Here is a 12,520-nt window from a genome sequence, read left to right as displayed (position 1 = left end):
AGAGGTAAACCGGAATGGGGCAGTAAACTGCCCCCCAACTTAACGTCGGTTTATTCCTCTTCCAATTCGATGTTAATACCGAGCGAACGGATCTCTTTCATCAATACGTTGAAAGATTCTGGCATACCAGGTTCCATTCTGTGGTCACCGTCAACGATGTTTTTATACATCTTGGTACGGCCGTTAACGTCGTCCGACTTAACGGTAAGCATTTCCTGCAGCGTGTACGCTGCACCGTATGCTTCCAGTGCCCACACTTCCATCTCACCGAAACGCTGACCACCGAACTGAGCTTTACCACCCAGCGGCTGTTGCGTTACTAAGCTGTAAGAACCGGTAGAACGCGCGTGCATCTTATCGTCTACTAAGTGGTTCAGTTTCAGCATGTACATGTAACCTACGGTAACCTTACGCTCGAAGGTATTACCAGTACGACCATCATACAATGTGATCTGACCGCTTGACGGTAAGTCACCAAGCTCAAGCAACTGCTTGATTTCAGACTCTTTCGCGCCATCGAATACCGGTGTTGCTACCGGTAAGCCTTTACGCAGGTTTTGTGCTAAACGACGAATTTCGTCATCAGTAAAGCTTTCAATATCTACGTTCTGACGAGATTCACCCAGTTCATACACTTTTTTCAGGAAGGCACGGATTTCAGCCGTTTCTTTATGCTCTTTGATCATGGCGTCGATTTTGTCACCGATACCACGGGCAGCTAGGCCCAGGTGAGTTTCCAAAATCTGACCAATGTTCATCCGTGACGGTACGCCAAGCGGGTTCAGCACGATATCGACCGGCTTGCCGTGTTCGTCATAGGGCATATCTTCTACCGGAACGATAGTTGAGATAACACCCTTGTTACCGTGACGGCCGGCCATTTTATCACCCGGCTGGATGCGGCGTTTTACTGCCAGATAGACTTTAACAATCTTCAATACGCCTGGTGCTAAATCATCACCCTGGATGATTTTGCGGCGCTTAGCTTCGAACTTTTTGTCATACTCAACACGAATTTCTTCGTACTGGGTTGCCAACTGTTCCAGATCGTTTTGCTTGTCTTCGTCGCTTAGGCTCTGATTAAACAGCGCATCGCCTTTCATCGTATCCAGCTTGGCACGGTCAACACCGCTTTGTTCCAACAGGTTACGGGCACGATCAAAAATACCGGCCTCGAGGATACGGAATTCTTCATTCAGGTCCTTCTTCGCCTGTTTGACTTCCATTTCCTCGATTTCACGCGCACGCTTGTCTTTCTCTACGCCATCACGGGTAAATACCTGCACGTCAATAACAGTACCTGTTACTGAGTTTGGTACCCGCAATGAAGTATCTTTAACATCAGACGCTTTTTCACCGAAAATAGCACGTAACAATTTTTCTTCTGGTGTTAGCTGGCTTTCGCCTTTTGGCGTAACCTTACCAACCAGAATGTCGCCACCTTTCACTTCAGCACCAATGTAAACGATACCGGCTTCATCCAGTTTGGACAGAGCAGATTCGCCTACGTTTGGAATATCACCAGTGATCTCTTCAGCACCCAGCTTGGTATCGCGGGCAATACAGCTTAGTTCCTGAATATGAATAGTGGTTAAACGGTCTTCCTGTACCAGACGCTCAGATAACAAAATCGAATCTTCGAAGTTGTAACCGTTCCACGGCATAAACGCGACGCGTAAGTTTTGACCTAACGCCAGTTCACCTAAGTCGGTAGACGGGCCATCTGCCAATACATCACCACGTTCGATTGGCTCGCCATGGTTAACGCAAGGACGCTGATTAATACAGGTATTCTGGTTAGAACGGGTGTATTTGGTCAGGTTGTAGATGTCGATACCTGCTTCACCAGCGACCATCTCTTCTTCGTTAACCTTGATAACAATACGACTAGCATCAACGTAATCAATCACGCCGCCACGTTTAGCTACCACGGTAACACCAGAGTCTTTGGCAACCACACGTTCAATACCGGTACCCACCAGCGGCTTATCAGCGCGCAGCGTAGGTACAGCTTGACGTTGCATGTTCGAGCCCATCAGTGCCCGGTTAGCATCATCGTGTTCCAAGAACGGGATCAACGCCGCAGCAACCGATACGATCTGCTGTGGTGCAACGTCCATATACTGAACTTTGTCGGCTGGCATCAGAGTGAATTCGTTCTTGTAACGACAAGGCACTAATTCTTCTGATAAACGGTTTTCAGCATTCAGTTCAGCGTTGGCTTGAGCGATAACAAAGTTGCCTTCCTCGATGGCTGACAGGAAGTCCACTTCGTCGGTAACCACGCCATCTTCAATCCGACGGTACGGTGTTTCAAGGAAACCATACTCGTTAGTCTGAGCAAACATAGACAGCGAGTTAATCAAACCGATGTTTGGACCTTCAGGTGTTTCGATTGGACATACACGGCCATAGTGTGTCGGGTGTACGTCACGTACTTCGAAACCGGCACGCTCACGCGTTAAACCGCCGGGGCCTAAAGCAGAAATACGACGCTTGTGCGTCACTTCTGACAACGGGTTGTTCTGATCCATAAACTGTGACAGCTGGCTTGAGCCAAAGAACTCTTTAACCGCAGCTGAAATTGGCTTGGCATTAATCAGATCCTGTGGCATTACCGCATCTAAATCGCCCAGCGACAGACGCTCTTTTACTGCACGTTCAACACGTACTAAGCCAACACGGAATTGGTTTTCAGCCATTTCGCCAACAGAACGGATACGACGGTTACCTAAGTGGTCTATATCGTCCACTTCGCCTTTACCGTTACGGATGTCGATCAATACTTTCATTACCGCCAGAATGTCTTCTTTGCTCAGTACGCCGCTACCGACGCCCTCTTCAAAGTTAACCCGACGGTTGAACTTCATCCGGCCAACCGTTGATAAATCGTAACGGTCTTCTGAGAAGAACAAGTTTTCAAATAAGGTTTCAGCCGCATCACGCGTTGGTGGTTCACCAGGGCGCATCATACGATAAATTTCTACCAGCGCTTCCATACGGTTGCTGCTTGGGTCAATACGAATGGTCTCAGAGACATAAGAGCCTTGGTCCAAGTCGTTAATATATAGAGTTTCAAAACTCTCATAACCGGCCTTAGCCAGTTTTGCCAACAGCTCCAGTGTGAGCTCTGCGTTCGCCTCGGCAATAATCTCTCCGGTTGAACGGTCAGCATAATTTTTAGCCAGCACACGGCCTACCACATACTCATGCGGTACTTCCATCATGGTCATGCCGGTTTTTTCCAGCTGACGCACGTGACGTGCAGTAATACGACGGCCTTGTTCTACTATGACTTCGCCATCGTTGTCTTTGATATCAAAAGCAGCAGTTTCACCACGTAAACGGTTAGCCACAACGGCCATTAATAGTTTGCCGTCTTTGATTTCAAATTGAGTACTTTCAAAGAAAATGCTCAGAATATCTTCGGTGCTAAATTCCAATGCGCGCAGCAAAATGGTAGCCGGCAATTTACGGCGACGGTCAATACGCACAAACAGGTTGTCTTTGGCATCGAATTCAAAATCTAACCAGGAACCACGGTAAGGAATAACGCGGGCGTTATACAGTACTTTGCCTGATGAGTGGGTTTTGCCACGATCGTGATCAAAGAACACGCCCGGGCTGCGGTGTAACTGAGAAACGATAACGCGCTCAGTACCGTTGATCACAAAGGTACCGTTTTCAGTCATCAATGGGATTTCGCCCATGTAAACTTCTTGTTCACGGATGTCTTTGATCGTGCCTGGTGCTTCTTTGTCGAATAACACCATACGCAATTTAACGCGTAATGGAGCTGAGTATGTAACACCGCGGATTTGACATTCTTTTACGTCAAATACAGGTTCCCCGATGCGGTAGCTAACGTACTGCAATTCCGCGCTGCCTGAGTAGCTTTTAATAGGGAATACAGAGCGGAATGCGGCTTCTAAACCGTAACCGCCTTCCGGATCAGGCTCAATAAATTTGCTGAACGATTCGATTTGAATCGACAACAGGTATGGCACATCCAATACTTCCGGACGTTTGCCGAAGTCCTTACGGATACGTTTCTTCTCAGAATAAGAGTAAGTCATGGGGTTCCTCAGCTTGCTGATTTTTTTCCCGACAACCCATTACAGGTCGCTTTGATACCAGCCATAGTATCAACAGGGGTGGGGAAATCATTGTCCCACAGCGCAAAAAGGCCGGTGATTAATTCATCACCAGCCCAGCCTGAATTTCAGGCGAATAATCCGGTATAAGCCGGATTATTTAACTTCAACAGATGCACCAGCTTCTTCAAGTTCTTTCTTAAGAGCTTCTGCTTCTGCTTTAGAAACGCCTTCTTTGATTGCAGCAGGAGCTGATTCAACCAAGTCTTTCGCTTCTTTCAGACCTAAACCGGTCGCGCCACGTACTGCTTTGATAACAGCAACTTTGTTCGCGCCGATACCGGCCAGAATTACGTTGAATTCAGTTTGCTCTTCAGCAGCAGCAGCAGGACCTGCAGCTACAGCTACAGCAGCAGCTGCAGACACACCGAATTTTTCTTCCATTGCAGTTACTAACTCAACTACGTCCATAACAGACATTGCTGCGATAGCATCTAAGATTTGATCTTTAGTCACTGACATTGCTCAGATTCCTAAATTAGGGGACTTGTCCCGATTAAACTCTACTTCAAACCAAGCGTAAAATTACGCGGCTTGCTCTTGTTTTTGGTCGCGAACCGCGGCAATTGTACGTACAAGTTTGCCGGCTGCTGCCTCTTTCATGGTGCTCATTAAACGTGCAATTGCTTCGTCATATGTTGGTAACGATGCTAACAGTTCAATGTTCACTGTGGCGCCATTAAACGCTGCACCCTTAAGCTCGAAGTCTTTGTTCTCTTTGGCGAAATCTTTGAAGATACGCGCTGCAGCACCTGGGTGCTCTTTAGAAAACGCAATTAACGTCGGGCCTACGAATACGTCGTTCAGACACTCAAACTCGGTGCCTTCTACTGCACGGCGAGCCAATGTATTACGGACAACTTTCATCCATACACCAGCTTCACGCGCTTGCTTACGCAGCGCAGTGATTTTGCCTACAGTGACACCACGAGCGTCTGCGACAACCGCAGATAAAGCACCTTTGGCAGCTTCCTGGACTTCAGCAACAAGTGCTTTTTTGTCTTCAAGCTTAATAGCCATTGGCTCTTAACTCCTGGTTCATACGGGCATTATTACCCGTTTGCCTACACATCGCTCTATGTTGCCATAGAGCGCGCGATTTACGGTGAGACCAGAAGGAATCTAATTCTCTCTGGGGCCTGCACCGTCTGCGTAGGTTTGTGTTTTAAGTCACGCATTTCTAACGAAAATTGCGACACCTACGGTCTTGGACGGAAGCCATTGTTCTGTAAAGAACATGGCTTCTACCCTAAAAATTGAGCGCGAGATTATAAAATAATCAATGCGCTCTGTAAAGCATTACGCTTTAAACCACTGCGCTCAATGACGCCTGGCTCAGGGCTAAGCCCGCACCGTGCGTAGAAGAGATAGTGACTTTCTTGATGTAAATGCCTTTGGCGACTGATGGCTTGCCACGCTTTAATGCTATCAGTAACGCTTCTAAGTTTTCTTTCAGCTTATCCGCATCGAAATCGATTTTGCCGATAGTTGAATGAATAATACCATTCTTGTCGTTGCGGTAACGCACCTGACCCGCTTTCGCGTTTTTAACCGCTTCAGCTACGTTGGGCGTAACAGTACCGGTTTTAGGGTTAGGCATTAAGCCACGTGGGCCTAAGATTTGACCTAGCATACCTACTACACGCATAGCGTCTGGAGAGGCGATAACAACGTCGAAATCCATTACGCCTTTCTTAACTTGTTCAGCTAAGTCTTCCATGCCAACAATGTCGGCACCAGCAGCTTTCGCCGCTTCAGCGTTTGCACCCTGAGTGAACACAGCAACGCGTACAGTACGACCAGTACCGTGTGGCAGTACAGTTGCACCGCGCACGTTTTGGTCTGACTTACGAGCATCAATGCCCAGGTTTACAGCAACATCTACGCTTTCAAGAAACTTGCCAGCGGTTAATTCTTTTAACAAAGCAACTGCTTCGTTGATATCATATTCGCGGGTAGAATCCACTTTAGAGCGGATTAACTTAGCGCGTTTAGTTAATTTAGCCATCTATTAGCCCTCCACCACTAAACCCATAGAACGGGCAGTACCTTCAATAGTACGCACCGCAGCAGCATGATCAGCAGCAGTTAAGTCTGGCTGTTTGATCTTAACGATCTCATCAACCTGAGCTGCACTGATTTTACCTACTTTCTGGGTATTAGGACGACCTGAACCACCTTTTAAACCAGCTGCTTTCAATAACAGGAAAGAGGCTGGAGGAGTGCGGGTTTCGAATGTGAAAGAACGATCGCTATAAACAGTAATTACTACTGGGATCGGCATACCTTTATCAAGGCTTTCTGTACGGGCGTTAAAACCTTTACAGAATTCCATGATATTCACACCATGTTGACCCAGCGCTGGACCAACTGGTGGCGACGGGTTAGCCATACCGGCTTTAACCTGCAATTTAATAAGTGCAGTGACTTTCTTTGCCATGTTTCACCTCTGTTTCTGGGTCTTAGCCTCGTAAGTGCGAGGACACTTACTCAAACGGCTTCCCAATGTTAAAAAGGGCGCAGATTATATTTTAATCAGCGCCCGGTTACAATCTTTATCTTAGGCTTTCTCGACCTGAGCGAATTCCAGATCTACCGGAGTCGAACGGCCGAAAATCAACACGGAGACTTTTACGCGGCTCTTTTCGTAGTCGACTTCTTCAACCACGCCGTTAAAGTCTGCGAATGGGCCTTCGGTAACACGCACCACTTCACCCGCTTCGAATAATGTTTTCGGCTTCGGCTTATCAACATTATCTTGCAGACGATTCAGGATAGTCATCGCTTCTTTCTCTGAAATAGGCGCAGGACGATCTGACGTGCCACCGATAAAGCCAAGTACACGTGGTACGCTTTTAACTAAGTGCCAGGCTTCTTCACACATTTCCATCTGCACTAACACGTAGCCAGGAAAAAACTTGCGTTCAGATTTACGTTTCTGACCCGCACGCATTTCAATGACTTCTTCTGTAGGTACTAGCACTTCACCAAACTTATCTTCCATTTGATGAATCTTGATATGTTCACGCAAAGAGGTCGCAACACGTTGCTCGAAACCTGAGAATGCCTGCACTACATACCAACGCATCTTTCCTGACATGCTTAGATCCCCAATCCTGTTAAAAATGACACTACGCGTAATAAGATGGCGTCCAGCCCCCACAGTATCAAGCCCATGATAATGGTAGCAACCAACACAACTAAGGTAGTTTGCATTGTTTCCTGACGGGTTGGCCACACTACTTTACGTACTTCGGTGCGTGATTCTTTAGCAAAATTAATAAAAGTCCGGCCTTTATCAGTTTGGCCGGCAATGACCCCGGCAATAATCACTAATACTACTACGGCTATAGCACGCTCTAGCGCACCCAACTCGTAAATGTAGTTACCTACTACTGCCAGTGATAAAATAACAAAGACCAGCAACCACTTGATTACATCAAATCCGCTTTTTGGGGTTTCACTTGCTGCGTTCATGCTTTGACTCACTTCACCTAGACTTGCTTATAGCAACACACTACCGATAAAGCTTAGCTTTACCGAAAAATATTGGCAGGGGCAGAGGGATTCGAACCCCCAACCATCGGTTTTGGAGACCGCTGTTCTACCAATTGGAACTATGCCCCTACAAAGATGGAAACCTGATATGTTATCGGGTTTTCAAATAGCCGCTCATTATACTGTCTTAGCGTGCTAAAACAAGCTTACCGTACTGCTATTGCACTATATTTAAGCTGCAAACTAACAAAAAAGGCCCCGCAGGGCCTTTTTCAATCTCAGCGCATTACGCCAGGATTTTTGATACTACACCAGCACCTACTGTACGGCCGCCTTCACGGATAGCGAAGCGTAAACCTTCGTCCATCGCGATTGGGCAAATCAGCTCAACAACAAACTTCAGGTTGTCGCCTGGCATTACCATTTCTACGCCTTCTGGCAGCTCAACGGCGCCAGTTACGTCTGTAGTACGGAAGTAGAACTGTGGACGGTAACCTTTGAAGAACGGAGTATGACGACCGCCTTCTTCTTTTGACAACACGTACACTTCGCCTTCGAACTTAGTGTGTGGCTTGATTGAACCTGGCTTAGCAAGTACCTGACCACGTTCTACGTCTTCACGCTTAGTACCACGTAACAGTGCACCAATGTTCTCGCCTGCACGACCTTCGTCTAACAGCTTACGGAACATCTCAACACCAGTACAGGTAGTCGCTACTGTATCTTTGATACCTACGATTTCTACCGTCTCACCAACTTTTACAATACCTTGCTCTACACGGCCTGTTACTACAGTACCACGACCAGCAATTGAGAATACGTCTTCGATTGGCATGATGAATGGCTTATCAATCGCACGTACCGGCTCTGGGATATACGTATCTAACGCTTCGCCCAGCTCCAGAATTTTCTTTTCCCACTCTGCATCGCCTTCCAGGCCTTTCAGCGCTGAACCACGGATTACTGGTAAATCATCACCCGGGAAGTCGTAGTCTGAAAGAAGCTCACGCACTTCCATTTCTACCAGCTCTAACAGCTCTTCGTCATCTACCATGTCACACTTGTTCATGAACACGATGATGTAAGGTACGCCTACCTGACGTGATAACAGGATGTGCTCACGCGTCTGTGGCATAGGACCGTCAGTCGCCGCAACAACCAGAATTGCACCGTCCATCTGGGCAGCACCGGTGATCATGTTCTTAACATAGTCAGCGTGGCCTGGGCAGTCTACGTGTGCGTAGTGGCGTGTTGGCGTATCGTATTCAACGTGTGACGTGTTGATTGTGATACCACGTGCTTTTTCTTCTGGCGCTTTGTCGATTTGATCGAAAGCAAATGCCTGACCGCCGTATGTCTTAGCCAGTACGTTGGTGATTGCTGCAGTTAAGGTAGTTTTACCGTGGTCAACGTGACCAATGGTGCCTACGTTTACGTGCGGTTTATTACGTTCAAATTTAGCCTTAGCCATGAATAGACCCTTTTTAACAGACGGCGGTTATTTAATAAGTATGATTTTTATAGCAAGAGAGGTGTCAAGATGGTGCTGATACCCAGAATCGAACTGGGGACCTCATCCTTACCAAGGATGCGCTCTACCGCCTGAGCTATATCAGCAACGTTTTGATTGGAGCGGGCAGCGGGAATCGAACCCGCATCTTCAGCTTGGAAGGCTGAGGTAATAGCCATTATACGATGCCCGCGGCCTACTCGTAGCTATTCACATGACGAAAATGGTGGAGGGGGAAGGATTCGAACCTTCGAAGGCAGTGCCGGCAGATTTACAGTCTGATCCCTTTGGCCACTCGGGAACCCCTCCACTACTAATGGTGCCGCTTATCCGAGTCGAACGGATGACCTACTGATTACAAGTCAGTTGCTCTACCAACTGAGCTAAAGCGGCACTACGTCAGTGGGTGCGAATTCTAGTGGAATGCCTTGGGTCGTGCAACAGAAAAAAGCAAAAAAGCAGGAATTTCATGCTTAAATGCTCACAAAGTACACAAAGCGAGCGCTATATGTCGATATAGCGTGCCAATCCATGGAAAATCAATAAAGGCTCTACAACCAATGGTAAATCGACTAGGTGGGGTTTGAAAAATTTACTGTCACCGCCGGTCAGTAACAGCTTGTCGCAGGCAGTTTGCTGCCATGCCAGCCGCACTGCTCCCAAAACCGCTGCTAAACAGCCATTTTGCAAACCAGTTACCGTATCCTGGCCCGGTTCCAGCCGACCGTTAAACATTTCGGAGTTAAATACTTTGGCGGTATTTTTTACTACAGCTTGCTGCTGCATTTTAAGCCCGGGCATAATCCAGCCACCGCCGTGTTGTCCTTCGTTGTCTAACCAATCAACCGTCACTGCAGTGCCGGCATCAACAATCAACAGGTTCTTTGCCGGAAACAACAACTGTGCACCTAACATCGCCAACCAGCGATCTACACCCAGCGTTTGCGGCTGTTGATAACTACTACGCACACCATAAGCCTGTGCATCAGCATGCACCTGACGCCAGGGCAAATGATCCAGCCTCAGCGACTGCTTTAGCTGTACGACCTTTTCTTGCGATGCTACGCTGGCAAAATACACGGCCTTTACTGGTAGCTTTGCCAGATTATCTGCCGCTAATTGCGGCAAAGCGTTTACCTTTCCCTGCGTGACCAGTGCGGCTTTCTCACGGGTGTTACCAATGTCCAGCAATAAATACATGCTATTCTCCAGCCCGTAAGCTAAGTTCTCCACCAAAGTGTGCTTGCACCCCGGAAGCCGTCTTTACCAATAGCGCTCCCTGCTTGTCTACTCCGAGGCAAATACCTGCAACTTCAGAATTACCAATAAGTTTTATGGCTTTATTTCGGTATTGATTATACTGGTCAAACTCATTAACAAAGCCGGCAAAACCGTTTTCGCTAAACTCAGCCAGTAAGCTAATCAGTTGCTGCTGCAGCAATGCCACCAGCAGATTACGATCAATTACCTGACCAGACGCATCGGCCAAATCTATATACTGCTGATCGATATTGTTCAGCGCCTGCTGTGGCAGGCGAATATTCATACCAATACCGACAATTACGTCGCATCCGGCATGTGCCTGCCCGGCCAGTTCTACCAGAATACCGCACAGTTTCTTGTTATCGACATAAATATCGTTCGGCCATTTTACCTTGGCTTCGAGCTGGTATTGTTGCTTTAATAGTCTGGCTATCGCAATAGCCACAACCAAACTCAATCCCATAGCTGCCTGAATCCCCTGATCCAAGCGCCAATACATTGAGAAATATAAACTTGCTGCAAAGGGTGAATACCAGTTCCGCCCACGGCGTCCTCTTCCTGCAGTTTGTGCTTCTGCCACTATCGTATAGCCGAGTTGGCTGACCAATCCATCCAACACTTTCTGCATTAACTGACTGTTAGTTGAATCAGTAATATGTTGTACCAGGATATCTGGAGCCCCCGGTTTACGTAACTGACTAATTTTACATGCATCCAGTAATGATATCGCCTCAGCTAAACGATAACCACGACCTTTAACCTTATAGATATCTAACCCTAGCTGTTGTAACTGTTTGATATGATTTGCAATCGCAGTTCGGCTTAAGCCAAGGGTGTCTGCCAGCGCCTGACCGGAGTGGAATTCTCCTTCGCTTAGTACACTAAGCAGTTGACGTTGGGTAGCTAAGCTGGCTTTGCTCATCTTACAGGCTGCCCTGCGCCATTTAACATACGTACTTCAACCTCTAGCTGAATATTGTAAGCAGACAGCACCTGCTGCTGCACCGCAGTTACAAGTTGCTCTAACTGCGCCGCGGTGCCTGCACCATGGTTAACGATCACAAGGGGTTGTAGTTTGTAGCACCCCACCTCACCATAATGCTTGCCTTTGAAGCCTTGCTGTTCTATCAACCAGGCGGCAGGAATTTTTACCGTGTTGTCTGGCTGACTAAAACCCGGCATATCAGCATACTTGGTTTTCAGCGCAGTATAGTGCTGTAAGGCGATAACTGGGTTCTTAAAAAAGCTTCCGCAATTAGCCAACACAGCGGGATCCGGTAACTTACTGCTACGCACCACGATAACCTGGTCCAATATACTATTGATAGCAACGTTAGCAGGCAGATGGTCCAATCCATTATAGCCAAGCACAGGATTAGGCTGCCTGCTAAGACAGAAACCTACAGCAACGATAACGCCTTTGCCTGCTAAGGCATGTTTAAACACGCTATCACGGTAGCCAAAACGGCAACGTCCTGCAGCGATACGCTGCACTTTGCGCTGTTGCCAGTGATAGAAATCAACATATAAGCAGCTATCAGAAAGTTCCACGCCGTATGCACCGATATTTTGCACTGGCGCAGCCCCCACCGAACCCGGAATAAGTGCCAGGTTTTCTATGCCCCACAGCTGCTGTTCAACCGCCCAGCTTACTAACTTATGCCAGTTATGGCCGGCTTCTACGTGCACTAAAACATGGTGTGCATCCAGCTCTGTTATCATTTTACTATCTGCAACAAAACGAATGACAGGTGCAGTCAGATCCTGCATAAAAATGGTATTGCTACCTTCACCCAAGACAACTGGCGTGGTATCAAAATGAAAGATATCCAGCTCGGCAACAGAAGCAAACTCGGTAACAGCAGCCAGTTGAGCATTAAATCGAAAAGTAGAATAAGGAATAGCGGATATATTAGTTAAAGTGCGCATGATTAAGCCGGCTAACGCGAATGCCATCATTGTAATGATGTGATTGCTGAAGCGCAAAGCAAAAAGCCCGACTCTTGCGAGACGGGCTTGTTTACTTAATGAGGAGCCTGCGGGGCTGGCCTTCCAGCGGTGAACTACATTGCTCGGCGCATCGTTCGCCTCATCC

General features: G+C 47.5%; 11 protein-coding genes and 5 tRNA genes. All 16 read right to left on the bottom strand.

Features of this window, described 5'->3' with window-relative positions; genetic code table 11:
* Window positions 1-50: 50 nt before the first annotated feature.
* Window positions 51-4,076 carry a DNA-directed RNA polymerase subunit beta gene (rpoB, locus tag I4W93_RS19965; RefSeq protein WP_205313727.1) on the bottom strand — a complete coding sequence of 1,342 codons (4,026 nt, stop codon included), beginning with the start codon at window positions 4,074-4,076 and terminating at the stop codon, window positions 51-53.
* Window positions 4,077-4,250: 174 nt separating this feature from the next.
* On the bottom strand, window positions 4,251-4,616 hold the full coding sequence (gene rplL / locus I4W93_RS19960) for a 50S ribosomal protein L7/L12 (RefSeq protein ID WP_173502801.1): 366 nt from the start codon (window positions 4,614-4,616) through the stop codon (window positions 4,251-4,253).
* Window positions 4,617-4,679: 63 nt separating this feature from the next.
* Window positions 4,680-5,174: a 50S ribosomal protein L10 gene (gene rplJ, locus I4W93_RS19955; protein WP_205313728.1), complete on the bottom strand. Its 495-nt coding sequence runs from the start codon at window positions 5,172-5,174 to the stop codon at window positions 4,680-4,682.
* Window positions 5,175-5,460: 286 nt separating this feature from the next.
* Complete coding sequence (gene rplA, locus I4W93_RS19950) at window positions 5,461-6,162, bottom strand: 50S ribosomal protein L1 (RefSeq protein WP_205313729.1); 702 nt, start codon at window positions 6,160-6,162, stop codon at window positions 5,461-5,463.
* Between the two features lie 3 nt (window positions 6,163-6,165).
* The gene (gene rplK, locus I4W93_RS19945) at window positions 6,166-6,594 is read right to left on the bottom strand and encodes a 50S ribosomal protein L11 (RefSeq protein ID WP_205313730.1); all 429 of its coding nucleotides are present in this window, start codon (window positions 6,592-6,594) and stop codon (window positions 6,166-6,168) included.
* Window positions 6,595-6,714: 120 nt separating this feature from the next.
* Window positions 6,715-7,242 (bottom strand): transcription termination/antitermination protein NusG, encoded by a 528-nt coding sequence (gene nusG / locus I4W93_RS19940; protein WP_008224569.1) that lies wholly within the window; start codon window positions 7,240-7,242, stop codon window positions 6,715-6,717.
* Between the two features lie 14 nt (window positions 7,243-7,256).
* Window positions 7,257-7,631 (bottom strand): preprotein translocase subunit SecE, encoded by a 375-nt coding sequence (secE, locus tag I4W93_RS19935; RefSeq protein WP_205313732.1) that lies wholly within the window; start codon window positions 7,629-7,631, stop codon window positions 7,257-7,259.
* A gap of 73 nt (window positions 7,632-7,704) precedes the next feature.
* A tRNA-Trp gene (locus tag I4W93_RS19930) sits at window positions 7,705-7,781 on the bottom strand.
* Window positions 7,782-7,938: 157 nt separating this feature from the next.
* A complete protein-coding gene (gene tuf, locus I4W93_RS19925) occupies window positions 7,939-9,123 on the bottom strand; it encodes an elongation factor Tu (protein WP_205313744.1) in 1,185 nt (394 codons plus the stop codon).
* A 70-nt stretch (window positions 9,124-9,193) separates the two neighbouring features.
* Window positions 9,194-9,269: transfer RNA gene (locus I4W93_RS19920), tRNA-Thr, on the bottom strand.
* 11 nt (window positions 9,270-9,280) lie between these two features.
* Window positions 9,281-9,355: transfer RNA gene (locus I4W93_RS19915), tRNA-Gly, on the bottom strand.
* A gap of 31 nt (window positions 9,356-9,386) precedes the next feature.
* Window positions 9,387-9,471: transfer RNA gene (locus tag I4W93_RS19910), tRNA-Tyr, on the bottom strand.
* A gap of 8 nt (window positions 9,472-9,479) precedes the next feature.
* Window positions 9,480-9,555: transfer RNA gene (locus I4W93_RS19905), tRNA-Thr, on the bottom strand.
* Window positions 9,556-9,666: 111 nt separating this feature from the next.
* Complete coding sequence (locus I4W93_RS19900; RefSeq protein WP_205313736.1) at window positions 9,667-10,362, bottom strand: type III pantothenate kinase; 696 nt, start codon at window positions 10,360-10,362, stop codon at window positions 9,667-9,669.
* 1 nt (window position 10,363) lies between these two features.
* On the bottom strand, window positions 10,364-11,347 hold the full coding sequence (gene birA, locus I4W93_RS19895) for a bifunctional biotin--[acetyl-CoA-carboxylase] ligase/biotin operon repressor BirA (RefSeq protein WP_205313737.1): 984 nt from the start codon (window positions 11,345-11,347) through the stop codon (window positions 10,364-10,366).
* Window positions 11,344-12,520: UDP-N-acetylmuramate dehydrogenase (gene murB, locus I4W93_RS19890; protein WP_224673585.1), on the bottom strand; the 1,177-nt coding region annotated here is incomplete at its 5' end. The genes murB and birA, both read right to left, overlap by 4 nt.

The organism is Rheinheimera maricola, from assembly GCF_016918075.2.
GTDB lineage: Bacteria > Pseudomonadota > Gammaproteobacteria > Enterobacterales > Alteromonadaceae > Alishewanella > Alishewanella maricola_A.
This window is presented reverse-complemented; position numbering and strand designations above follow the sequence as displayed.